This is a genomic window from Rathayibacter sp. RFBD1 (assembly GCF_002932915.1).
GTDB lineage: Bacteria > Actinomycetota > Actinomycetes > Actinomycetales > Microbacteriaceae > Rathayibacter.
On the sequence record NZ_PSWQ01000011.1, the window covers coordinates 56,244 to 78,788 of the forward strand.

Here is a 22,545-nt window from a genome sequence, read left to right on the forward strand (position 1 = left end):
GCTCCGTCCCACCCCGCACCACGAACGGACCCGCCATGCCCCTCTTCCTCTCCGACGCCGCCGTGATCACCATGGACCCGGTCTCGGGCGCCGTCCCGATCACGGCGAGCATCCGCATCGTCGACGAGCTGATCGTCGCGATCGGCCCGGGCCTCGTTCCCGAGCCGGGCGACGAGGTGATCGACGGGCGCGACCGCCTGGTCGTCCCCGGCTTCGTCAACGCCCACACCCACTCGTGGGAGTACCTCTACAAGGGCCGCTACGACAACCTGCCGCTCGAGCTGTGGATGCTGCTGTCGTACCCGATCCTCGGGAACAGCCGCGTCGCTCCGGATCTGGTGCGGCTGCGCTCGTCGCTCTTCGCCCTCGAATCGCTGAAGGCCGGGGTCACGACCCTGGTCGACGACGTGCTCGAGAACCCGGACCAGGACGCTGAGCAGCTCGCCGCGGTCTTCGATGCGTACGACGAGATCGGAGTCCGCGCCAACATCTCGGGCCACGTGATCAGCAGGCCCTTCCACGAGACGATGCCGTTCCTCGAGGAGTACGTGCCCGCGGAGATCCTCGACCAGGCGCGGTCGGCGTCGCGCCCGACGACGGAGGGCTACCTCGCCTTCAGCCGCGAGGCGTTCGCGACCCAGCACGGGAGGGGAGGCGGTCGGCTGCGCTACATGGTCGCGCCGTCCGCTCCTCAGCGCTGCGGGCCCGAGCTGCTCGTCGGGGCGACCGAGCTGGCGCTCGAGCACGGGGCGGAGTGCCACATCCACGTCCTCGAGACGAAGACGCAGCTGGTGACCGGCGAGCTGTCCTACGGCTCGACCCTGGTCGAGTACATGGAGCGGATCGGCGCGCTCTCCCCGAACACGACCTTCGCCCACGGGATCTGGCTCACCGACTCCGACATGGAGCGGATCGCCGCCGCCGGCACGTCCGTCTCGCACAACCCGATCTCGAACCTCAAGCTCGGCTCGGGCATCGCCCCGTGGCGCGCGCTGCACGACGCGGGCGTGAACCTCGGCCTCGGCACCGACGGCTGCTCGAGCAGCGACTCTCCGCGCATGCTCGACGTCGTGAAGGCCGCGGCGCTCCTGCACAAGGTGACGGATCCGGACATCGCCACCTGGCCGACCGTGTCCGAGGTGCTCACGGCCGGAACGATCGGAGGCGCGCGCAGCGCCGTGCTCGACGACGTCACCGGCAGCATCGAGGTCGGCAAGCAGGCCGACCTCGTCGTCTACGACCTCGAGACGCTGAACTTCACCCCGCGCCAGCGGCTCGAGAACCAGCTCGTCTACTCCGAGAACGGCTCGTCGATCGACACCGTGATCGTCGCGGGCCGGATCGTCGTCTCGAAGGGCGTCTCGACCACCGTCGACGAGGCGGCCCTCCGCGCGGATCTCGCCGCGCAGCTGGGGGAGATCGTGGCCTGGCAGGACTCGCTGGACCGCACGAACGGCGTGCTCACCGAGCCGTTCCGGCGGATGTACGAGCGGGCGATGCGCCACGACGCCCCCGTCGACCGCTTCAGCGGCCGCCGGCTGGTCTGAGGGCGGTCCGGCTCCCGGCGGACTCCCGGCTCGGCACACGGACGGGCGGGGGCGCGGCTCCAGTAGGTTGCGCACATGAGGTGGCGAGCGGGAGCGGTGGCGGTGCTCGTCCTCGCGCTCGCCGGGTGCACCGCGCCGACCGACCCCGAGCCGACGACCGGGCCCACGGCCGCCCCCGTCTCCGGGCAGGTGGTCGGCGGCTACGGCGACCTGCACGTCGCGCCCGACGGGTCGATGATGTTCTGCTACTCCGACCCCGACCCGGGATTCACGGGCGTCTGGCGCGAGTGCCAGGACGGGATCCGCACTGTGGGCGTCGACCCGGCCGCGATCGATGCGACCCTCGGGGAGACGGCGACGGCCGATCCGGGCGGGCACCGCTGGGTCGGCGCGGCGGCCGGGAAGCGCACCACCGAGGACGGCACCGACGTCTACACGGTCTTCCTCGCGGGGACCCGCACGGACGACGCGTTCTCCGTGACCGCGGTCGGCGAGGGCTCCTACCGCGTGCCGTCCGAGTACCAGGAGCTGCAGCCGGGAGTGCCGGGCGGGTTCCTGGTGCGGCTCGAGCCGATCGGCTGAACGGGGGCGCCGGCGCAGGTGGAGGAGCCGAGCGGGGTGCAGCGGCCGGGAGGGACGGAGCGGGCGGAGTCGCGCACCCCTCCGCCCGACCTTCACAGCGGGCGCGGCCGGTACCGCTCGATCAGCGCGTCGAACAGGCCGTTCATCCGCTCGTCGACCACGCGGCGCGACTCGTCGGCGTCGTACCACTCCACGATCTCGCGGGCGCCGTCGCTGAAGCGCACCGAGGGGGAGTAGGCCGGGACGAGGCGGCGGATCTTCGCGTTGTCGAACACCATCGAGTGCGCCTTGTCGCCGACGATCCCGGCACCGAGCTCGGGGTCGGCCGCGGCGATCGCGTCGGAGGAGACGTGCACGAGGCGCGGCTCGACTCCGGCCGCCGCGGCGAGGTCGCGGTGGATCTCGTCCCAGGTCGGCGTCTCGTCGCCGGTGATGTGGAAGGCCTCGCCGATCGCGGCGGAGGCGCCGAGGAGGCCGACCAGGCCGACGGCGACGTCGTCGGCGTGCGTGAGCGTCCAGAGCGAGGTGCCGTCGCCGAGGACGACCACCTCCTGGCCACGCCGCATCCGGTCGACGACGGTCCAGCCTCCGTCGACGGGCAGCGCAGTGCGGTCGTAGGTGTGCGAGGGGCGGACGATCGTGACCGGGAAGCCGCTCGCGCGGTACTCGGCCACGAGCAGGTCCTCGCACGCGATCTTGTCGCGGGAGTACTGCCAGTAGGGGTTCCGGAGCGGAGTCGACTCGGTGACCGGGACGCTGCGCGGCGGCTTCTGGTAGGCCGAGGCCGAGCTGATGAAGACGTACTGGCCCGTGCGGCCGGCGAACAGGTCGATGTCCTGCTGCACGTGCTCGGGCGTGAAGGCGACGAAGTCGATCACGGCGTCGAAGCTCCGGTCGCCGAGAGCGGCGGTGACGGAGTCGCGGTCGCGACCGTCGGCCTGCACCTCGCGGACGCCCTCGGGCAGCGGGCGGAGCGACGTCCGCCCCCGGTTCAGCACGGTCACGTCGTGGCCGAGCCGCAGCGCCTCGCGGACGCAGGCGGCGCTGATGATGCCCGTCCCGCCGATGAACAGCACGCTGAGCGACATGGATCCTCCTCCGGCGGCGCCCGCGGCGGACGCCTCCCGATCCGATTCCCCCACATCGGGGCGCCGCACGCGAGTCCCTTGACCCGGCTACCGCTCGACGGGACGCCGTTGCTCGTCCTCCGGCTCGGGGGCGAGCAGCGCCTCCGGAGCGGCCGCCGCGGTCGGCGCGTCGGGCGCCGTCCGCTGCTCGAGGGAGCGGCCCCAGGCCGTGCCCGCGAGGATCAGCGCGATGCCGAGGAAGCCGACCGGCGCGATCGGATCGCGGGCGAGCGCGACTCCGACGACCGCGGCCCACACCGGCTCGGTGCCCAGCAGCAGGCTGACGCGGGAGGGCGAGGTGCGGCGCACCGCCCACGTCTGCACGAGGAAGCCGAAGACGGTGCAGACCAGGACGAGGTAGAGGAACAGGCCGGCGCCCACGGGGTCGAGCCCCGCGACGTACTCGGGGATCGGCACGCCGACGACGAGCGACGCGGCGCTGAACACGACGGCGCAGGTGCCGAGCTGCACCGTGGTCAGGCGGAGGGAGTCCATCGGCGCCCGCGCCGAGAGGCGGTGCATCGACGTGACGTGCACGGCCCGCACGACGGCGGCGCCGAGGATCAGCAGGTCGCCGGGGGAGAGCGGGCGGAGGGAGCCGTTGCCCGCGAGCAGCGCGACCCCGACGACCGCGACGAGGCATGCGAGCAGGAAGCGGCCCGGGAGCCGGCGCTTCGAGACGGCGGAGTCGAGGATCGGCGTGATCACGATCGTCAGGCTGATGATGAGGCCCGCGTTGGTGGCGGAGGTGCCGGCGATGCCGTAGGTCTCGAGCGCGAAGATCGTCGCGAGCAGCGCCCCGATGGTCACGCCGACCCGCCACTCCGCCGCGGTGATCCGGTGCCGCCGCGCCGCGACGATCACGGCCAGGCACAGGGCGGCGAGGGTCATCCGCGAGCCGAGCAGCGCCATCACGCTGGAGTCGGTGACGAGCTCCTTCGCCGCGAAGTAGGTCGAGCCCCAGGAGGCGGCGACCACGAGCAGGAGGAGGTCGACCCGGAAGCGGGAGAGGAGAGCGCGCACGGCTCATCGTGGCGGCACGGAGACCCGCAGGACAAGACTGCATCTTCTTCGCCGACGCGTAAGTTGGAACTCATGGAACTCGGACAGCTCAGGGCTCTGCGGGAGCTCGGCGAGCGCGGGAGCATCGCCGCCGTCGCCGCCGCGATGCGGGTGTCCCCCTCCTCCGTCTCGCAGCAGATCAGCGCGCTGCAGCGCCGCACGCCGACGGCGCTGACCTTCCGCGACGGGCGCCGGACCGCGCTGACCCCCGCCGGCCGCGCTCTCGCGGCCGCCGTGGTCGAGGTGGAGGTGGCGCTCGAGCGCGCGGCCCGGGCGGTCGCGGACTTCGAGGGGGAGCCGAGCGGCACCGTCTCGGTCGCCGCGTTCCACAGCGCGGGGCTGGCGATGTTCGGCCCGCTGCTGGAGGCGCTGCGCGCACCGGGTCTGCCGGGCGTCGCGCTCGCCGACTTCGACGTGGCGCAGAGCGCCTTCGCCGGGCTGACCGCGGATCACGACCTGGTCGTCGCGCACCGGCTCGCCGGCAGCGCCGAGTGGCCCGGGACCGTGCGGTCGACGCCCCTCCTCTTCGAGCCGCTCGACCTCGCGCTGCGGCGCGACCATCCGCTCGCCGCGAAGGACGTCGTCCGCCCCGCCGACCTCCGCGACGAGGAGTGGGTCGCGGTGCACGAGGGCTTCCCCCTGGAACGGGCGATCGACGCCATCGCGGTCCTCGCGGGCGGCGACGCGCGCATCCCGCACCGGATCAACGACTTCCTGGTCGCGGCGGCGGTCGTGTCGGCGGGCGACGGCGTGGCGCTGCTGCCGCGGTACACGACCGACCTGCGGCGCACGCCGGAGGTGGTGCTGCGGCCGCTCGGGATCCCGGGGCTCGGCCGCCACATCGACTGCCTCGCCCGGCCCGAGACGCTGGAGCGCTCGGCCGTGCGGGCCGTGCTCGAGCAGCTGACCGGGATCGCCGCGGGGCTCGCCGCCGCGCCGTAGCATCGTGCCGTGCACCGCCTGATCGAGACCACGGCCGGAGACCCGGCAGCCACGGACCTCTTCGCCCTGCAGGAGGCCGACCTCCTCGCCCGCTACGGCGGCGACGACACCGGTCCGCGCCCTCCCGCCGACGCTCCGACCCTGCTGCTCGAGGTCGACGGCGGGCTCGTCGGCTGCGTGGCGCTCGCGGTCGAGGACGGCATCGGCGAGATCAAGCGGATGTTCGTGGTGAGCGCCGCGCGGGGCCGCGGGCTCAGCCGCGTGCTGCTCGCCGGCGTCGAGCGGCTGGCGGCCCGCGAGGGCGTGGAGCTGCTCCGACTGGTCACCGGCACGGAGCAGCCGGAGGCGATGGCGCTCTACGCGAGCGCCGGCTACGACCCGATCGCGGGCTACGGCTACTGGGGCGACGAGCCGAGCGCCCGCTGCTACGCGAAGCGGCTCGACCGCGAGGCGCTGCTCGCCGACGCGGGCTGACGCCGGGCTGGCGCTGGGCTGATGCCGGGCTGGCCGTTCGGCCGTCGGGGCGTGACGCCGGGCTGACGCCGGGCTGCCCGTTCGGCCGTCGCGGGCCGGCGCCGGACTGACGTCGGATTCTGCGCTCGCCCGTCGCGGGCTCTCCGGGCCGCTCGGTCCGGGGTGCTCGCGAGTCGGGCCGCCCGCTCGGAGGGTCCGTATCGGCGAGTCCGACGGGGCATCTGCGACGTCGTGCACGACTGGTCGGCGCTGCGGAGAAGTCGCTGAGGATGAGGCGCGGGAGGCGCGGCGCGCCGCCTCAGGGCAGGTTCGCGCCAGAGCGGCCTCGAGCGGCGTGCCCCGTCGCGGAGCAGGCGACTCTGTCGGAGCGGCACGGGCATCCTCCCGCGCCTCTCACCCGACTCTGCCCCCGATACCCAGGGGTGCACGATGACAGAAGGACTCCGATGCAGAACGAAGACACCAGCACGCCGACCGGCGCCCCCGATCGTCTGACCCAGCGCCGAACCGTGGTGAAGGGCGCCGCATGGGCGATTCCTGTTGTGGCCGCCTCGATCGCCGCTCCGATGGCGTCGGCCTCGACCGCCCCCCAGTGCGCCCTGCAGGACGCGCAGCGCATCGACGCCACCTCGACCACCGCGCTCGCGGCCCGGACGATCCCCGTGCCCGCGGGAACCCAGTGGGTCCGCTTCACGGCGGTCGGCGGAGACGGCGGCGGCGTCCGCAACGGGTCGGACGTCAGCACCGCCGGTGCGCGGGTGACGGGCACCATCCCCGTCGACGCGCTCGGCGGAGCGTCCGAGATCGTCATCACCGCGGGCTCGGGCGGCAGCAACCAGGCCGGCGGCCGGGGGCTCGGCAACGGCGGGGCTCCGGGCACTCCGGGCTACATCGGCTCCGGAGGAGGGGGCGGGGCCAGCGGGATCACCGCTGCGGGCTCCCTTCTCGTCATCGCGGGCGGCGGCGGCGGTGGCGGAGCCGGCTTCACCTCGAACGACTTCACCCGGTCCTTCCGCGCCGGGCCGAACGCGGCGTCCGGCGGTCCCGTCGGCGGCTCCGGCTACGACAGCGCCGTCTCGCGCGCGGACAGCAGCACCGGCTCCACCGAGCAGGCCCCGAGCACCGGTGGAAGCCAGACCGGGCCGGGGCAGCCCGGTGTGACGACGGTGAACGTGACCGAGTCGGTTCTCGGCAGCCCGGGCTCCGGGCGCGACGGCGGTGCCGGCGCACCGAGGACGAACGCGAGCCGCCAGGTGACCTATGCGTCCGGTGGCGGTGGCGGCGGCTACTTCGGCGGTGCCGGCGGCGGCACCTCCCTGTGGGTGCGGGGTGGCGGCTCCTACGCGGCCAACGCGTCGACGGGCGCAGGAGGCAGCAGCTTCGCCGCGTCCGGCGTGACCGTCGAGAACTCCGACGTCGACACCCGTTCGCAGACGATGGGCTACGTGGAGGTCGCCTTCTTCGTCTGCGAGTAGCGCCTGCCCGAAGGCCAGGTGAGCCTCCGTGGTCGCCCGCTCCGGCGTGCGACCACGGAGGCTCGTCGTCGTCACCGTCCGCTCCACGTCGTCCCCGTCCTCCTGATGTCTCAGCACCATATCAGTATGGGACGGGAGGCGCCAGCCCTCACTCCTCCTGCGGCTCCGCGCCGTCGTGCTGCAGGCGCACCAGGACGCGGCGGAGGTGCATCGCCGCGAGGACGCCGGGCCCGAGGGTCCGGGAGGTCGCGGCGGTCCGCTCGTCGACGACCTGCACGAGGTGCCGGATCGCGCGGGCCGCGCCCCCGATCGCCCGGTGCGCGGCGGGGGAGCCGGCGTCATCGCGGTCGATCGCGTCGGCGACCGCCCGGCAGGCCTCGCTCAGCGGCGGGCCGAGGGCCGGATCGAACGGGAGCGCGCCCGGCCGCTCCCAGATGGTGTCCGCGAGGGCGCCGCTCAGATCGCGGACGTGGAAGAGGATCGCGTCGAGCGTCTCGAGGCGGAGGTGGTCGGGTCGGGAGTCGCGCCGGTGCAGCAGCGCGCGCGGGTTGCCCTTGCGGCTCTCGTCCGCGTCCGCGAGGGCCGCGCGGACCTCCTCCGCCGTCCGGGCCAGCTCCTCGCCGTTGCGCGCCCACGCCTCGTGCTCGGGCGGCCACGTCTCCTCGAGCGCGGCGGCCAGCTGGCGCAGGTGCTCCGCGAGCTCGCGCTGGAACGCGTCGACCCGGGCGGACGCCGCCTCGACGGTGAGCCCGGGGGCGACGACCACGTTCACCAGCAGCCCCACCACCACGCCCACCGCCATCTGCACGAGGTAGCCGAGGGAGTAGTCCTCGGCGTCGGCCCCGCCGATGATCAGCACGAAGAGGGCTGCCATCGGCACGTACTCGCGGCCCGCGCCGAACCACCCCGTCCCCGAGAGGACCACGCCGATCCCGACGACGAGCGGGATCGTCCACCAGGTCGGGCCGACGGTGACCACCACGAGGGCGGCGAGCCCGATCCCCGCCGCCAGACCGAGCAGGGTCTGCAGTCCGGTGCGGACCGAGCCCATCAGGGTCGGGTACATGCTGACCAGGGCGCCGAGCGGCGCGTAGTACGGGTACTGCTCCGCGACTCCGGGAGCGAGCGGCGCGACGGCCCAGGCGATGCCGACCGCCAGCGCCGTCTTGAGAGCCAGCATCAGGCGCGAGCCGGTGACCGCCTCCCGCCAGGCGAGGGCGGCGCGGGACGTCCGGGTGCGGGGCATCCCGGCACCCTAGGCGAGGGGCGCGGCCCGTCTCTCCCCTCTTGACAGCGGCGGCGGAGGAGGCGTGGAGCGGCGGTGGCGGGCCGAGGACGGCGGCTCGGGACGGCAGTGCTGTTCCCAACAGAGGAAGAACGTCCGATCCGGCCCTCCTGATCCGCGCCGTTCCGCGGGGCACCGCGAATCCTTCCTCCGTTGCGACCGCGACCGCGGATCGTGCGGCCCGCGTGAGGCGGAGCCACACCTCGACGATCGTGCCGGCCGTCTCGACGGCAGGGTCCCGAGCCCCGTCTCAGCGCGCCAGATGCTCGAACAGGGGATCCGTGTACGTCGTCACCGCCGCGTATCGGGCGGTCAGCCGCCGGTACTCCTCCGCCCGCTCGGGGTCCGGCTCGACGCGGTCGCGCTCGGCGACGGTCGCAGCCACGGCGGTGTCGAAGTCCGGATGCACGCCGGCGCCCACGAGCGCGCAGATCGCGGCACCCGTGCCCGCGGCGTCGGTCACGCGCATCCGCCGGGCGGGCCGGTCGAACACGTCGGCGACGATGCTCATCACGAGGTCCGAGCGGGAGCCGCCGCCCGAGACCACGATCTCGGCGAAGCGGCGGCCGAGCGCCGTCTCCATCCGGTCGACGTGCCCCCGCATCGTCATCGCGATGCCCTCCAGGATGCTGCGGTGCACGTGGAAGCGCCCCTGCCGTCCGTCGAAGCCGAGCAGCGCACCGCGGCGGTCCGGAGCGTCTCCGGGCGCGAGCCAGTCGAGCAGCGCGATCAGGCCGTCGGCGCCGGGCGGCACCAGGGCTGCTCCCGCGTTGAGCTCCTCGTCGGTGAGGCCGCCGGCGAGCAGCTCGCGCCACCAGCTCACCGTCCACATGCCGCGGCGGATCCCTCCGCTCTCGTAGAGGTAGCGGCCCGGCTCGCTGCCGAAGTTCACCCAGTACGCGTCCGACGAGGGGGCGAAGGGCCCCGTCGACATCGCGGCGATGTAGGTGCCGAGGGAGAGGAGCAGCTGGTCGTCGGAGCGCAGGCCGCTGCCGAGCGCCTCGACCGCCTTGTCGTTCGCGGTCCCGAAGACCGGGAGCCCGGCAGGCAGCCCCAGGGCTCCGGCCGCCTCGGCGCTCACCCGCCCGAGGAGCTCCCCCGGGTCGACCAGCTCGAACAGCTGCTCGGGCCGGAGGCCGGTCGCCTCGTAGGCGGCGGGGTCCGTCGACCAGCGCCGTGTCGCCTGGTCGATCGGCCAGACGCCCTGGTGGTTGGCGGCCGCGTCCCGGCGCTCGCCGGTGAGGCGGTGAGTGATGTAGCCGGAGGAGGTCGTGACGGACGCGACTCCCGGCCGCTGCACGTGCGGGCGCGAGACGCGCTCGTCCATCCAGCTCAGCATCGGCTCGGCCAGGCGTCCGTCGGCGTCGAGCAGCGCGCGGCAGAAGCGGATCGTGCACAGCCCCAGGCCGACCAGTCGCGCCGGATCGCCCCGGAACGACGCCATCGCCTCGGCGCAGGCGTCGACGATAGACTCCCAGACGTCGTCGCCCGGATGCACGACGTGCCCCGGCTCGGGCGTCTCGTACCCGCGGAGCCGGCGCTGCGCCGAGGCGTGCACCGTCCCGTCCTGATCGAGGATCAGCACCTTCGTGCTCTGGGAGCCGTTGTCGACCGCGACGACGTAGCTCGCCTGGTCCGCGGCGCTCACGAGTCGAGGGCGATCAGCGTGCCGGCGTTCATCACGCCTCGCGGGTCGAAGGCGTCCTTGAGCGTGGTCAGCATTCCGAAGGCGGAGCCGTGCTCCTGCTGCGTCCAGGGCGTGCGGTACTTGCCGATGCCGTGGTGGTGCACCATCGAGCCGCCCAGGCGCAGCGACTCCTCGACGATGATCGCGTTGAGCGGGACGTGGTACTCGTCGATCTCCTCGCGCGGGGACACGTGGATCGCGTAGTCGTAGACGAAGTAGAGGTTCGTGCCGGTCTGGTAGCTGTGCGACGAGTGCGCGCCCAGCATCGTCAGGTCAGCGGCGCGAGGGAACTCCCCGCGGATCCGGGTCATGACCGCGTCGTAGAGCGCGCGCACCCGGGACCAGTCGATCGAGACCTCGGTGGTGTAGCCGAGGTGCGCCTCGCGCAGCATCGTCTCCTTCTCGGCGTCGATCTTGTCCTGGCCCCAGTTGAGACCGTCGAACCAGCGCTCGATCAGTGCCGTCTCGACGCGCTGGTGCGGACGGGAGGCGAACATCTCCTCGATCGCCTCGGCCGTGGCGTCCGCGATCCGCTTCGGGCCCTCGGCGACCAGGATCACGACGCTCCTCCCCCCGGCGAAGTGCGCGAAGTGCTGGGCGGCGTCCTCGGGCGAGTACGCGCGGCAGACGGAGGGGCGGTAGCCCGCGGTCACCAGCTCGCGCAGCGCGTCGACGCCGTCGGCGAAGTCGTCGACGAGGAAGCCGAAGAAGCGGTTGTTCTCGGGCTGGTACCGGAACACCTTGATCGTCACCTCGGTGATCACGCAGAGCGCGCCTTCGTTGCCGATCACGATGTGGCGGAGGTCCGGTCCCGCGGCGCGGCGCGGCACGTTCTTGATCCGCGCGACCGTCCCGTCCGGGAAGACTGCCTCGAGTCCGACGACCATGTCCTCGATCGCACCGTAGAGCGTCGAGAACTGGCCGATCGAGCGCGTGGCGACCAGGCCGCCGTACTGCGCGAGCGGCTTCGACTGCGGCGAGTGCCCGGTCGTGAGCCCCTGCTCGCGCAGCTCGTCCTCGAGCCGCTGCAGCGGCACTCCGCACTGCACGGTCGCCATCATGTCGACCGGGTCGATCGAGAGGATCGCATCCATGCGGGAGCCGTCGAGCACGATCGTGTCCTCGATCACGGTCTCGAGGCCGCCCTCGGTGGCCGTGCGGCCTGTGCGGGGGACCACGTTGACCAGGTTCGCGTCCGCGAACCGCAGGACGGACGCCACCTCCTCGGCGGTGCGCGGATAGGCGATCACGGCGGGGATGGGCCCGTCGAAGATCCCGTGCACCGACTGGTACTTCTTGAAGCGGTCGACGGAGGCGAGCTCCAGCTCGCGCGGGTCGGTGTCGACCGATCCCGCGCCGAGCAGCTCGGTCACGGCGGCGACGATCTCGTCGCGGCGGAGGGGGGAACGGGAGGCGGCCATGCGGTGGTCCATCGCTTTCGGGAGGGTCGGGAGGGAGGTCATCAGCGGACGAGATAGCCGCCGTCGACGACCAGGACGTGGCCGTTGACGTAGTCGGAGGCGCGCGAGGCGAGGAAGACGGTGGCGCCCATCAGGTCGCCCGGGTCGCCCCAGCGCTCGGCGGGGATGTGCTCGAGGACCCGTCGGTCCGCGTCCGGGTCGGCGCGGGTGGCGGCGGTGATGGCGGTGGCGAAGTAGCCGGGAGCGAGAGCGTTGACCTGGATGTTGTCGCGGCCGAGCTCGTCGCAGTAGGCCTTGGTGAAGCCGACGATCCCTGCTTTGGTCGCGGCGTACGCGGGGGAGCCCTTGCCGCCGAGGAACGAGAACAGCGAGGCGATGTTGATGATCTTCCCGCCGCCCTGCGCGCGCATCCGGACCGAGGCCTCGTGCGCCAGCTCGAACGCGGCGGTCAGGTTCACGGCGAGCATCGGGTCCCACTGCTCGCGGCCGAAGTCGTCGACGTCGGCGAGCAGGCAGATCCCGGCGGAGTTCACCAGCACATCGATCGCTCCGAAGCGCTCGACGCAGGTCTGCACGACGCGGGCGGGGGTGCCCCGCACGCTGATGTCGGCTTCGACGAACTCGTAGCGCGCGCCGGTCGCCTCGACGAGCCGACGGGTGGTGCCGTCGTCCTCGGCGAGGCTCGGCACGAGCACGTCGGCGCCGGCGGTGGCCAGGGCGAGGGTGAAGGCGCGGCCGAGGCCGGTGTTGCCGCCGGTGACGACCGCGGTCCGGCCGGCGAGCGAGAAGTAGTCGGTCGAGAAGTCGGTGATCTCCATCGAGAGGTCCTTTCCGGGGCTCAGGCGCGGTGCGGATCGGCGATGCCGACGTAGCGGGTCTCGAGGTACTCCTCGATGCCCTCGGCCCCGCCCTCGCGGCCGAGGCCCGACTGCTTCACGCCGCCGAAGGGCGCGGCCGGGTTGGAGACGACGCCGGCGTTGAGGCCGAGCATCCCGGTCTCGAGCTCCTCGGCGAGTCGGAGCCCGCGGTCGAGATCGCGGGTGAAGGCGAAGGCGACCAGGCCGAACGGCGTCGCGTTCGCGAGCTCCACCGCCTCCGCCTCGGTGTCGAAGACGACGATCGGGGCGACCGGGCCGAAGATCTCCTCGTCGAGGATTCTCGCGTCGCGCGGCACATCCGTGAGCACGGTCGGCTCGTAGAAGTAGCCCGCACCCGGGACGGCGGAGCCGCCGAGGGCGAGCGTCGCCCCGTCCTCCAGGGCGCCGGAGACGAGCTCCGACACCTTGCCGCGGGTCGCCTCGTCCACGAGCGGTCCGAGAGTGGAGCCGGGCTCGGTGCCACGGGCGACGCGGAAGCCGGCCATCCGTTCGACGAAGGCCGAAGTGAAGCGCTCGGCGATGCCGCGCTGCACCAGGAAGCGGTTGGCTGCCACACACGCCTCGCCCCCGTTCCGCATCTTGGCGAGCACGGCGCCCGAGACGGCGGAGTCGAGATCGGCGTCGTCGAAGACGAGGAACGGGGCATTGCCGCCGAGCTCCATCGAGACCCGCAGGACCTGGTCCGCCGAGTCGGCGATCAGGCGGCGGCCGACCTCGGTCGAGCCGGTGAAGGACAGCTTGCGCAGCCGCGGGTCGCGCAGCAGCGGACCCGTGACGGCTCCGGCGCTTGTCGTCGGCAGCACCGTCAGCACGCCGTCGGGCAGGCCCGCCTCGCGGAGCACCTCCGCCAGCAGCAGGGCGGTCAGCGGTGTGAGAGCGGCGGGCTTGAGGATCATCGTGCACCCGGCCGCGATCGCCGGCGCGATCTTGCGGGTGGCCATCGCCAGCGGGAAGTTCCAGGGGGTGATGAACAGGCACGGACCGACCGGGCGCTTCAGCACCAGGAGGCGATTGAGCCCGTCGGGTGCTGTGGCGTAGCGCCCGGAGATCCGCGGTGCCTCCTCCGAGAACCAGCGCAGGAACTCGGCGCCGTAAGCGACCTCGCCGCGCGACTCCGCCAGCGGCTTGCCCATCTCGAGGGTCATCAGCAGCGCGAAGTCCTCGGCGCGCTCGGTGACGAGCTCGAAGGAGCGGCGGAGGATCTCGGCGCGGGCGCGGGGTGCGGTCGCGGCCCAGTCGCGTTGCGCGGCGGCCGCGGCGTCGAGCGCGCGGGCGCCGTCCTCGGGTCGGGCGTCGGCGATCTCGAGCAGCGTGCGGCCGGTGGCGGGATCCTGGACGGCGAAGGTGGAGCCGTCGGCGGAGTCGGTCCAGCCGGAGCCGAGCAGCAGCTGCACGGGGATCCGGGCGAGGAGGGCGGCCTCGTCGGCTGCGGTGGTCATGGGGGTCTCCGGGGTGGTTGTCGTGGCGGTCACAGGCGCAGGTCCCGCCCGATGAGGTCCTCGTAGAGGCGGAAGGGCGTCATCTCTCCGGCGCGATCGCCGTAGGAGGCGCGGGCGCGGCGGTAGATCTGCTCCACCAGGCCGCTGAGCTCGGCGGGCACGCCCACCGAGCGGGCGAGGTCGATCGAGAGGCCGAGGTCCTTGCAGGCGAGAGCGATGGCGAAGCCCTCGTCATAGTCGCCGGCGGTCAGGATCGAGAGCACGTCGCGCTCGACGAAGGTGCTGTTCGCGGGGCTCGCGATGAGGGAGTCGCGCAGCACTCCGAGGTCGACGCCGGCCTTCGTGCCGATCGCCAGCACCTCGGCGGTCGCGACCAGGTGGGAGAACCACAGCTGGTTGATCATCAGCTTCACCGCGTATCCGGTGCCGTGGCCGCCGACGTGCAGGATCCGCTCCGGATCGCCCATCGCCTCGAGCACCGGGCGGACCCGGGCGACGTCCTCGGCCTCTCCGCCGACGAAGATCTGCAGCATCCCGCTGGCGGCGCCGACGGCCATGCCGCTGACCGGCGCGTCCAGGACCCGCAGGCCCCGGTGCCGTTCCTCGGCGCGGACCCGGTCCGCCACCTCGGGGACCGAGGTCGACATGTCGATCCAGGTGCCGCCGTCGGCGATCCCGGCGAGGATGCCCGAGGGGCCGCCGACGACGTCCGAGACGTGGCGCGGAGTCGGCAGCATCGTGATGACGAGGTCGCTCGAGGCCGCGACCTCGGCGGCGGTCGCCGCCCAGACGGCGCCGCCCGCCACCAGCTCGTCGGCCGACTCGCGGCGAATGTCCGTGACGACGAGCGGGAAGCCGGCCTTCTGCAGGTTCCTGGTCATCCCGGAGCCCATGTTGCCGAGGCCGATGAACCCGACGGTCGGGGTGGTGGCGGGGGGCATGGTGATCGTGTCTCCTGTCATGGGACGGCCGGAGCCGTGTAGAACGGGTTCGCCGGAGCGCCGCGGACGGCGAGGACGTCCTCCAGCGGCGGCAGGCGTCGGGCGCCGTTGCGGAGCGCGGTGGCGGTCGCCTCGCGGTTGTGGCGGTAGACGGCGTCGGCGTCGTCGGCCGCTGCGTTCACCCAGACCGCGGCGATCACGACGCACTCGTCCACCACGGCGGGATCGACGGAGCCGTCGGCCACCGCGTCCGCCACTCCCGCCGCGACGCCGGCCTGCGCCGGGCCCCAGATCATCACGCCGTGCTCGTCGCCGGCCGGGGCCGACTTGGTGACGAAGAGCGTGAGCGGCTTCACCGGGAGCGAGGGGCGCAGCACCGCGACGAAGGGGACGTGGCCGGCGCTGGGAGTCGCGAGCGCGGTCGCCCAGGCCGTCCCGGCCGGGCCGGTGCGGGCGCCGAGAACGGTGTTGATGTGGGCGGCGTTGACGCCCTCGCCGACGAAGCTCTCGCCGACTTCGAGGATCGGGGCGGTCATCCGAGGAGCCCCTGCTCGTCGAGCCACTCGCTCGCGACGTCCTCCGGGTCCTCGCCGTCCACGTCCACGCGGGCATTGAGCTTCTGCATCTCCTCCGTGGTGAGAAGCGGGGAGACCTCGGCCATCACGTCGGCGATCGCCGGGTACTCGTCGAGCACCGACTGCTGGAGTGTGAAGCCGCCCTGGTAGACGGGGAAGAACTGCTGGTCGTCCTCCATCACGGTCAGGTCGAGGGCCGAAATGCGGCCGTCGGTCTGGAAGACCTCGCCGAAGTTGCAGTCGTCGCCCTTCTGCGTGGCGGTGTAGATGACGCCGGTGTCCAGGAGCGTGACGTTCGAGTCAGGCACGTCGAGCCCGTAGGCCGTCTTGAGGCCGGGCCAGCCGTCGTCCCGGGTCGAGAACTCGCTCTCGATGCAGAAGGTCTGCTCGTCGGCGGGCAGCTTCGCGACGTCGCTGAGGCTCTTCACGCCGAGCTCCTCCGCCTCGGAGGAGCGGATCGCGAAGGCGTAGGTGTTGTTGAGGGGCGCGGGGTCGAGCCAGGCGATGTCCTTCTTCGCGTCGGCCTCCTTCACCGCGGCGAACTGGGCCTCGGCGCCAGGGATCGGCGACGTGTTGCCGTTGTAGGTGATCCAGGAGGTGCCGGTGTACTCCCAGTAGCCGACGAAGTCCTTGTTCTCGAGCGCCTGGCGCACGTTCGCCGAGCCGACGAGCTTGGTGTTCGCCTCGAGATCGGCGCCGTGGGCGTTGAGGAGGTCGGTGGTGATGTGGGCGAGGATGTACTGCTCCGAGAAGTCCTTCGACCCGATCTCCCCGGAGAGGCCCGAGAGCTCGTCCCCCGCTCCTCCCGAGCCCTGGGAGGCGCCCCCGGAGCATCCGCTCAGGGCGGCGACGCTCGAGACGGCCGCGGCGACGATGACGACGGTTCGCTTCTTCATGGTTGTTCCTTCTGTGCAGGGGTGTGCGGGGGTGCGGATGTGCAGGAGTGAGGGGGGCGGGCCGGCGGCTAAAGGCCGCGCGGGCGCACGGCGTCCTCGACCAGGCCGGCGGCCCAGTCGATGAGCACCGCGATGCAGGCCACGAGCACGGCGCCCGTGATCAGGACGGGATAGCGCTGCAGCTTCAGGCCGTTGACGATCATGTCGCCGAGCCCGCCGGCGTTGATGAAGGTGGCGATGGTGGCGACGCCGACGCAGAAGACGAGCGAGGTGCGGAGCCCGGCGAGGATCACCGGCGAGGCCAGCGGCAGCTCGATCCGCCGCAGGACCTGGTTCGGGGTCATCCCCATCCCGCGCGCCGACTCCCGGACACCGGCGTCGACCTGCTCCAGCCCGGTCAGCGTGTTCCGCAGCACGGGGAGGAAGGAGTAGGCGACCAGCGCGACCAGTGCGGTGGCGAATCCGGTCTGCCACACGATCGCCAGCAGGATCACCACGCCCACCGCGGGCGTCGCCTGGCCGATGTTCGCCAGGCCCAGCACGACGGTGTGGAACACCTTCGACTCCGCCCGGTAGACGGCGATGCCGGCCGGGATCGCGAGGACCGCGACGAGCGCTGAGGCCGTCACGGTGAGCACGACGTGCTCGCCGACGCGGGCGAGGATGTAGCCCGGGTTGAGGGTGCGCTGCTCGATCGAGTCGAGGGTGCTGCTGCTCAGCCAGAGCAGGGTGACGGCGAGCACCACGACCACCGACAGTGGAGCGGCGACCCGGCGGAGCACACGGCCCGAGCGGCCCGTCCGGAGCGCGACGGGGGGAGCGATGACGGCCATGTCAGCGGTCCTGTCCCGGCGCGGCCAGCGGATCGGAGTCGCCGGTGAGCACCGCCGAGATCGCGGCGTGGTCGAGGGAGCCGCGGACGGTTCCGCCGCCGTCCACCACGTCGACGCAGGGTGCTCCGGTGAGCACGAGCAGGTCGAGGGCGTCGCGGAGGGTGGCCGAGAAGCCCACCCGCGGCGACCCCGAGGGGCCCGCCGCCCCGAGGCGGGCGCCCCGCACCGGGATCAGTGCGAGGCGCTTGAGCGCCGCGCCGCTGCCGATGAAGGAGGCGACGTAGTCGTTCGCCGGCGCCGCGAGGATGGCTGCCGGAGTGTCGAACTGCTCGATGCGCGACCTCTCGCTCATCACGGCGATCCTGTCGCCGAGGCGGATCGCCTCATCGAAGTCGTGGGTGACGAAGATGATCGTCTTGCCGATCTCGCTCTGCAGGCGCAGGAACTCCGCCTGCAGCTTCTCCCGCGTGATCGGGTCCGTCGCGCCGAACGGCTCGTCCATGAGCATGACCGGCGGATCGGCGGCGAGCGCCCGCGCGACTCCGGCCCGCTGCTGCTGCCCGCCGGAGAGCTGCTTGGGGTAGCGCTGCGCGAACTGGTCCGGGTCGAGCTGCACCGTGCGCAGCAGCTCGTCGACGCGCTCGGCCGTGCGCTGCTTCGTCCAGCCGAGGAGCCTCGGGACGACCGCGATGTTCTCGGCGATCGTGAGGTGCGGGAACAGGCCGATCTGCTGGATCACGTAGCCGATGTGCCGTCGCAGCTGGTTGGGATCCAGGCTGAGCACGTTCTTGCCGTCGATCCGGATCACTCCGCTCGTCGGCTCGATGATGCGGTTGATCATCTTCATCGTGGTGGTCTTGCCGCATCCGCTCGGCCCGACGAACATGACCAGCTCGCCGGGCTCGATCCGCATCGAGAAGTCCTCCACAGCGGGTGCCGACTGGCCGGAGTAGGTCTTGCTGACGCCCTCGAGCTCGATGGCGACTCCTCCCTCCCGCTGCGAGATCGCGGAGAGGAAGCCCGTGTCGGTGGGTTCGGGGGTGGTCATCTCAGGCACGCAGACCTCTCGAGGTGGTGAAGCGGGTGATCAGGAGGAAGGCGGCGTCGACCAGCAGCGCCAGGACGACGACGGCGACGGTGCCGGTGAGGGCGTAGTTGAGCGCGTTCTTCGAGCCGAGCGAGGAGAGGCCCTTGAAGATGTACTGGCCGAGGCCGGGACCGGCGACGTACGCGGCGATGGCGGCGATGCCGATGGTGAGCTGCGCGGCGACGCGGACGCCGGTGAGGATGATCGGCCAGGCGATCGGCAGCTGGGTGGTGAGCAGGACCCGCAGCGGACCCATTCCCATTCCGCGCGCCGCCTCGAGCACGTGGCTCGGGACCTCGCGGAGGCCGACCACCGTGTTCCGGATGATCGGCAGCAGCGAGTAGAAGACCAGCGCCACCACGGTCGGCGCCCAGCCGAGCCCGAGCACGGGGCTGAGGATCGCCAGCAGGGCCAGCGAGGGGATCGTGATCGCTATGCCGGCGGCAGTGATGGCGAGCGAGCGGGGAATCGGGCGGTCCCACACCAGCAGGCCGATCACGACGCCGAGCACCAGGGCGATGGCGAGCGAGACCGCCACGACGAGCACGTGCTCGAGGACGAGCTCCGCGATGTCGTCGAAACGGCGACCGAGGAAGACGACGAGTCCGGAGACGTCGGATCCGGGCACGGATGACTCCCTTCTCTTCATTGAGCGGGGCCGCCGAGTGGCGACGTGGTCAGAGTACGAAGAGCGGTGCCATAAAGACAATGGATGTTGCTCATATGACAACTGCCGTCTACCGTGGCGTCATGCAGGACGACAGCGCGGCACCCCGGCGCAATTCCTCGGGCCTGGCCCGCGACATCGAGATCCTCGAGATCCTGGGCGGTCCGGAGGCCGAGGAGTCGGGCGGGCTGGGCGTGATGCGCATCGCGCAGCTCACGGGCCGCGACAAGGCGGTCATCTCGCGCAGCCTCGCCACTCTCTCCGACGCGGGCCTGCTCGACCGCGATCCCGTCACGCTCGGCTACCGGCTCGGGAGCCGGATCTTCTCGCTCGCCGCCCGCACCCTCGAGTCGCAGCTGATCGCGCGGTCGCGCCCGCACCTGCGGAGGATCGCCCGCTCGACCCGGGAGACGACGCACCTCTGCGTCCTCCGCGGCGGCAATGTGCTCACTGTGCTGAGCGAGCTCAGTCCCCACGAGGTCCGCACGACCGGCTGGGAGGGAGTCATCACGGCCGCCTGGCGCACGCCCTCGGGGCGGGTCCTGATCAGCGACTGGGACCGCGCCTCCCTCTCGGCCTGGTACGACGAGCACGGGCACGACCGGCCGGTGGTGGGGCCGGTCGATCCGGCCATGGCCGCGGCCGGCTTCTCGGTGCTCGAGGAGCCGCCGGTCGACAAGGCGGTCGTCTCGGATTTCGACTCGCTCATCGCCGAGCTCGCGCGGATCCGGGAGCGGGGCTGGGCCACGCTCGACGAGGAGCTGGAGCGGGGGGTGGTGGGCGCCTCGGCCCCGGTCCGCGACTTCTCGGGCCGCATCGTCGCGGCGATCAACGTCAGCGCTCCGAAGTCGAGGATCGGGTCGCAGCTGGACGCGCTCGGTGCCTACGTCTCGCTCACGGCGCGCGAGCTGTCGACGTACCTGGGTGCGCCGGCCTGAGCGCGGCGCGGTCGGCGCTCCGGGCGGTCGAGCTGTTCCCAACAGAGGAAGAACGTCCGATCCGGCCCTCCTGATCCGCGCCGTTCCGCGGGGCACCGCGAACCCTTCCTCCGTGACGAACGCGACCGCGGGGACCGCAGGTGCCGCGAGCCGATGCCACCCCCTCTGACGGGGGCCGTTGAGTTTGCGCAAACGCCCTGTTACCGTGAACAAACCGTGCGGCCAGCGGCGTCGGAGACCTCGAGGTGGAGGTCGCGCCGAATCCTGCGAGTCACGGCCAGTCCTTCTCCGAGGTCCACCGGGCCTCTCTCCGCGGCGCCCTCCGGCGCCTCTCTCCGCGGCGCCCTCCGGCGCCTCTCCGGAGCCCCTCCGCCCCCGGGGGCGCGCCGCTCACGGTGCGCCCCCGGGCCCCACGCCGCCCCCTGACGATGGAGTCACGATGACGACCGCACCGACGCCCGCCGACACCGAGCGCCCCCGATCCGCGGGGCTCCGGCGCCGCCTCACGGCCGGGCTGCTGATCCTGCTCGCCGCGGTGGTGGCCCTGCCCTTCACCGCCGCCTCCCCGGCCGTCGCCCTCGGCGAGCCGACCTTCACCAACCCGATCGCTCCGGACACCGCCGATCCCACGATCGAGTTCCACGACGGCAACTACTACATGGTCGCGACGACCTGGGACAACCGCGTCGTGATGCGGAAGGCGCCCACCCTCGCGGCGCTCGGCACCACCGCCCCGACCACCGTCTACACCGACACGAACCCCGGCCGGAACGCCAACATGTGGGCGCCCGAGCTGCAGCGGCTCCAGGGCCCGAACGGCTGGCGCTGGTACCTCATGTACACGATGGGGACCGCGGGGAACTTCGACGGCCAGCACCTGCAGGTGATCGAGAGCGCCGGGGACGACCCGATGGGCCCGTACACCTACAAGGGCCGCCCCGTGCCGACCGACCGGTGGAACATCGACGGCGCGTACCTGGAGCTGAACGGCGAGCTGTTCATGACCTGGTCCGAGTTCCAGCCCGGGAACGGCCTCCAGAGCAACTACATCGCCCGGATGTCGGACCCGTGGACCGCGACCAGCACCGGCACCGTCCTCTCGGAGCCGGTCGAGCCGTGGGAGACCATCGGCATGCCCGTCAACGAGGGTCCGATCCCGCTGCAGAAGGACGGCCGGACCTGGATCGTCTACTCGGCGAGCTTCTGCGGCACCGAGGACTACCAGCTGGGCACCCTCGAGTACGACGGCACCGGCGACCCGGTTCTCGCCTCCTCCTGGACCAAGAGCGACGGACCCGTCTTCTCGAAGGCGAACGGCGAGTACGGCACCGGTCACAACGACTTCTTCGACTCGCCCGACGGCACCGAGACCTGGAACCTGTACCACGCGAACCCCGGCCCGAACGACGGCTGCAGCCGCCAGCGCTCGGCCCGCGCGCACATCGTGGAGTGGACGGCGACCGGCGAGCCCGACTTCGGCGCTCCGCTCGGCACCGCGGCCCGCATCCCCGTCCCCAGCGGCGAGAACGCCCCGATCACCGCTCGCGTCGAGGGCGCCCCGTGGCAGCTCGTCAGCCGCAGCACCGGCCTCTGCGCCACCGTCTCCTCCGCGCAGAGCGGCGACGGCGCCGGCGTCGTGCAGGGCTCCTGCTCGACCCCGCGCGCGAACTGGATGCTCGACGCCACCGGCGAGGGCACCCTCCGCGTGATGAACGCCTCGAGCGGCAAGGCGCTCGGACCGGTCGGCTGCGCCACCGGAACCGCCGGGCTCCAGCAGTCCGCATGGCTCACCACGAGCTGCCAGCAGTGGACGGTCGCCCCGGCCACCGGCGGCTACTCGACCCTGACGAACCGCACCAGCGGCAAGCTGCTGGAGGCGTCCGGCTCGACCGTCCGCCAGGCGGCCGCCACCTCCGCCGCGGCTCAGGAGTGGGTGCTGCGCCCCGCCGGACCCGTCGCCGTCACGTCCTTCGTCACCGGCAAGTCCTTCGACCTGCCGAACTGCTCCACGGCCGACGGCGCCCTGCTCCAGCAGCAGGACTGGCTCGGCTCGCCCTGCCAGCGCGTCACCTTCGGCTCCGCCGCCGACGGCGCGCTCGAGATGCACCCCGTCTCGGCCGCCGCCAAGTGCCTCGCGGTCACCGGGGGCTCCACCGCCGACGGCGCGACCGTCACCCAGGGCGCGTGCGGCGTCACGGGCAGCAGCTGGCGCCTCCGCCCGGGCAACGACGGCACCGTCGAGCTGCGGGCCGCGCACAGCGGCAAGGCGCTCGACCTGTCGAACTGCTCCGCGCAGAACGGCACCAGGATCGGTCAGTGGAGCGTCCTGAACAACGACTGCCAGCGCTTCCGCGTCTCGCTCGGCGCCCCGGCGTCGACGGTGCCGCTGCAGCCGGTGGCGACCTCGGCCGCGCGGTGCGTCGCCGGCAAGGTCGTCGTCACCACGGTCGTGAGGAACGCGGACGACCTGCCCGTCGACGTCACGATCGGCACCGGTACCGCGGCGAAGCGGGTCACCGCGCTCGCCGGCGGAGTGAGCACGTCGACCGCCGTGACGACCCGTCAGACGAGCGTCCCGGCCGGATCCACGACGGTCGCCGTCGCGGGCACCGACGACGCCGGCCGCACCGCGACCGTCACCGCGAGCCACCCCGCGCTCACCTGCGGCTGACCCCCTCCTGCCGGTCGA

The 22,545-nt window shown here is 72.7% G+C and carries 20 protein-coding genes; 7 read left to right on the forward strand and 13 right to left on the reverse strand.

Going from position 1 to position 22,545, the window contains the following annotated elements; genetic code table 11:
• The first annotated feature begins 35 nt into the window (after positions 1 to 35).
• Positions 36 to 1,547, forward strand: a complete 1,512-nt coding sequence (locus tag C5D50_RS05650; RefSeq protein WP_104234486.1) for an amidohydrolase family protein — start codon at positions 36 to 38, stop codon at positions 1,545 to 1,547.
• Between the two features lie 75 nt (positions 1,548 to 1,622).
• On the forward strand, positions 1,623 to 2,129 hold the full coding sequence (locus C5D50_RS05655; RefSeq protein WP_146086890.1) for a hypothetical protein: 507 nt from the start codon (positions 1,623 to 1,625) through the stop codon (positions 2,127 to 2,129).
• A 92-nt stretch (positions 2,130 to 2,221) separates the two neighbouring features.
• On the opposite strand, the gene C5D50_RS05660 is transcribed toward C5D50_RS05655, so the two are convergent.
• Together C5D50_RS05660 and C5D50_RS05665 are read right to left on the reverse strand one after the other, a co-directional pair.
• Positions 2,222 to 3,217: an SDR family oxidoreductase gene (locus tag C5D50_RS05660; RefSeq protein WP_104283003.1), complete on the reverse strand. Its 996-nt coding sequence runs from the start codon at positions 3,215 to 3,217 to the stop codon at positions 2,222 to 2,224.
• An 87-nt stretch (positions 3,218 to 3,304) separates the two neighbouring features.
• Positions 3,305 to 4,279 carry a DMT family transporter gene (locus C5D50_RS05665; protein WP_219814697.1) on the reverse strand — a complete coding sequence of 325 codons (975 nt, stop codon included), beginning with the start codon at positions 4,277 to 4,279 and terminating at the stop codon, positions 3,305 to 3,307.
• A 72-nt stretch (positions 4,280 to 4,351) separates the two neighbouring features.
• On the opposite strand from C5D50_RS05665, the gene C5D50_RS05670 reads away from it, so the two are divergent.
• From C5D50_RS05670 to C5D50_RS05680, 3 genes are all read left to right on the forward strand, one after another.
• Complete coding sequence (locus C5D50_RS05670; RefSeq protein WP_104283004.1) at positions 4,352 to 5,260, forward strand: LysR family transcriptional regulator; 909 nt, start codon at positions 4,352 to 4,354, stop codon at positions 5,258 to 5,260.
• 9 nt (positions 5,261 to 5,269) lie between these two features.
• Complete coding sequence (locus tag C5D50_RS05675; protein WP_104226986.1) at positions 5,270 to 5,734, forward strand: GNAT family N-acetyltransferase; 465 nt, start codon at positions 5,270 to 5,272, stop codon at positions 5,732 to 5,734.
• A 446-nt stretch (positions 5,735 to 6,180) separates the two neighbouring features.
• Complete coding sequence (locus tag C5D50_RS05680) at positions 6,181 to 7,209, forward strand: hypothetical protein (RefSeq protein ID WP_146086891.1); 1,029 nt, start codon at positions 6,181 to 6,183, stop codon at positions 7,207 to 7,209.
• 148 nt (positions 7,210 to 7,357) lie between these two features.
• On the opposite strand, the gene C5D50_RS05685 is transcribed toward C5D50_RS05680, so the two are convergent.
• From C5D50_RS05685 to C5D50_RS05735, 11 genes are all read right to left on the reverse strand, one after another.
• Entirely contained in the window at positions 7,358 to 8,455 is a 1,098-nt protein-coding gene (locus C5D50_RS05685; RefSeq protein WP_104283006.1) for an aromatic acid exporter family protein, read from the reverse strand.
• 289 nt (positions 8,456 to 8,744) lie between these two features.
• Positions 8,745 to 10,142: an FGGY-family carbohydrate kinase gene (locus tag C5D50_RS05690; RefSeq protein WP_104283007.1), complete on the reverse strand. Its 1,398-nt coding sequence runs from the start codon at positions 10,140 to 10,142 to the stop codon at positions 8,745 to 8,747.
• Positions 10,139 to 11,644 (reverse strand): FAD-binding oxidoreductase, encoded by a 1,506-nt coding sequence (locus tag C5D50_RS05695; protein ID WP_258069565.1) that lies wholly within the window; start codon positions 11,642 to 11,644, stop codon positions 10,139 to 10,141. The genes C5D50_RS05690 and C5D50_RS05695 overlap by 4 nt, the downstream gene beginning before the upstream one ends.
• Positions 11,644 to 12,420: an SDR family oxidoreductase gene (locus tag C5D50_RS05700; protein WP_104288949.1), complete on the reverse strand. Its 777-nt coding sequence runs from the start codon at positions 12,418 to 12,420 to the stop codon at positions 11,644 to 11,646. The genes C5D50_RS05695 and C5D50_RS05700 overlap by 1 nt, the downstream gene beginning before the upstream one ends.
• A gap of 20 nt (positions 12,421 to 12,440) precedes the next feature.
• On the reverse strand, positions 12,441 to 13,919 hold the full coding sequence (locus C5D50_RS05705; RefSeq protein ID WP_104283010.1) for an NAD-dependent succinate-semialdehyde dehydrogenase: 1,479 nt from the start codon (positions 13,917 to 13,919) through the stop codon (positions 12,441 to 12,443).
• Between the two features lie 29 nt (positions 13,920 to 13,948).
• The gene (locus tag C5D50_RS05710; protein WP_219812491.1) at positions 13,949 to 14,881 is read right to left on the reverse strand and encodes an NAD(P)-dependent oxidoreductase; all 933 of its coding nucleotides are present in this window, start codon (positions 14,879 to 14,881) and stop codon (positions 13,949 to 13,951) included.
• Positions 14,878 to 15,396, reverse strand: a complete 519-nt coding sequence (gene fae / locus C5D50_RS05715; protein ID WP_104283011.1) for a formaldehyde-activating enzyme — start codon at positions 15,394 to 15,396, stop codon at positions 14,878 to 14,880. Before fae ends, C5D50_RS05710 begins: the two co-directional genes overlap by 4 nt.
• A complete protein-coding gene (locus C5D50_RS05720; RefSeq protein WP_104283012.1) occupies positions 15,393 to 16,331 on the reverse strand; it encodes a glycine betaine ABC transporter substrate-binding protein in 939 nt (312 codons plus the stop codon). Before C5D50_RS05720 ends, fae begins: the two co-directional genes overlap by 4 nt.
• A 68-nt stretch (positions 16,332 to 16,399) precedes the next feature.
• Positions 16,400 to 17,164, reverse strand: coding sequence for an ABC transporter permease (locus C5D50_RS05725; RefSeq protein ID WP_104239638.1), 765 nt, complete (start codon positions 17,162 to 17,164; stop codon positions 16,400 to 16,402).
• A 1-nt stretch (position 17,165) separates the two neighbouring features.
• Positions 17,166 to 18,212 (reverse strand): ABC transporter ATP-binding protein, encoded by a 1,047-nt coding sequence (locus tag C5D50_RS05730; RefSeq protein ID WP_104283013.1) that lies wholly within the window; start codon positions 18,210 to 18,212, stop codon positions 17,166 to 17,168.
• A gap of 1 nt (position 18,213) precedes the next feature.
• Positions 18,214 to 18,879 (reverse strand): ABC transporter permease, encoded by a 666-nt coding sequence (locus C5D50_RS05735; protein WP_308471093.1) that lies wholly within the window; start codon positions 18,877 to 18,879, stop codon positions 18,214 to 18,216.
• 122 nt (positions 18,880 to 19,001) lie between these two features.
• Here C5D50_RS05735 and C5D50_RS05740 point away from each other — a divergent pair, with 122 nt between their 5' ends.
• Complete coding sequence (locus C5D50_RS05740; protein ID WP_104239641.1) at positions 19,002 to 19,856, forward strand: IclR family transcriptional regulator; 855 nt, start codon at positions 19,002 to 19,004, stop codon at positions 19,854 to 19,856.
• Positions 19,857 to 20,295: 439 nt separating this feature from the next.
• A complete protein-coding gene (locus C5D50_RS05745) occupies positions 20,296 to 22,527 on the forward strand; it encodes a family 43 glycosylhydrolase (protein WP_104283015.1) in 2,232 nt (743 codons plus the stop codon).
• The last annotated feature ends 18 nt before the right edge of the window (positions 22,528 to 22,545 follow it).

Bases quoted from the DNA above. Each gene is read 5' to 3' on its own strand.
- C5D50_RS05730 (WP_104283013.1), bottom strand. From the start codon at position 18,212: ATGACCACCCCCGAACCCACCGACACGGGCTTCCTCTCCGCGATCTCG.
- C5D50_RS05660 (WP_104283003.1), bottom strand. From the start codon at position 3,217: ATGTCGCTCAGCGTGCTGTTCATCGGCGGGACGGGCATCATCAGCGCC.
- C5D50_RS05695 (WP_258069565.1), bottom strand. From the start codon at position 11,644: ATGACCTCCCTCCCGACCCTCCCGAAAGCGATGGACCACCGCATGGCC.
- C5D50_RS05720 (WP_104283012.1), bottom strand. From the start codon at position 16,331: ATGAAGAAGCGAACCGTCGTCATCGTCGCCGCGGCCGTCTCGAGCGTC.
- C5D50_RS05725 (WP_104239638.1), bottom strand. From the start codon at position 17,164: ATGGCCGTCATCGCTCCCCCCGTCGCGCTCCGGACGGGCCGCTCGGGC.
- C5D50_RS05710 (WP_219812491.1), bottom strand. From the start codon at position 14,881: ATGACAGGAGACACGATCACCATGCCCCCCGCCACCACCCCGACCGTC.
- C5D50_RS05740 (WP_104239641.1), top strand. From the start codon at position 19,002: ATGCAGGACGACAGCGCGGCACCCCGGCGCAATTCCTCGGGCCTGGCC.
- C5D50_RS05650 (WP_104234486.1), top strand. From the start codon at position 36: ATGCCCCTCTTCCTCTCCGACGCCGCCGTGATCACCATGGACCCGGTC.
- C5D50_RS05705 (WP_104283010.1), bottom strand. From the start codon at position 13,919: ATGACCACCGCAGCCGACGAGGCCGCCCTCCTCGCCCGGATCCCCGTG.
- C5D50_RS05745 (WP_104283015.1), top strand. From the start codon at position 20,296: ATGACGACCGCACCGACGCCCGCCGACACCGAGCGCCCCCGATCCGCG.
- C5D50_RS05680 (WP_146086891.1), top strand. From the start codon at position 6,181: ATGCAGAACGAAGACACCAGCACGCCGACCGGCGCCCCCGATCGTCTG.
- C5D50_RS05670 (WP_104283004.1), top strand. From the start codon at position 4,352: ATGGAACTCGGACAGCTCAGGGCTCTGCGGGAGCTCGGCGAGCGCGGG.
- fae (WP_104283011.1), bottom strand. From the start codon at position 15,396: ATGACCGCCCCGATCCTCGAAGTCGGCGAGAGCTTCGTCGGCGAGGGC.
- C5D50_RS05685 (WP_104283006.1), bottom strand. From the start codon at position 8,455: ATGCCCCGCACCCGGACGTCCCGCGCCGCCCTCGCCTGGCGGGAGGCG.
- C5D50_RS05655 (WP_146086890.1), top strand. From the start codon at position 1,623: ATGAGGTGGCGAGCGGGAGCGGTGGCGGTGCTCGTCCTCGCGCTCGCC.
- C5D50_RS05700 (WP_104288949.1), bottom strand. From the start codon at position 12,420: ATGGAGATCACCGACTTCTCGACCGACTACTTCTCGCTCGCCGGCCGG.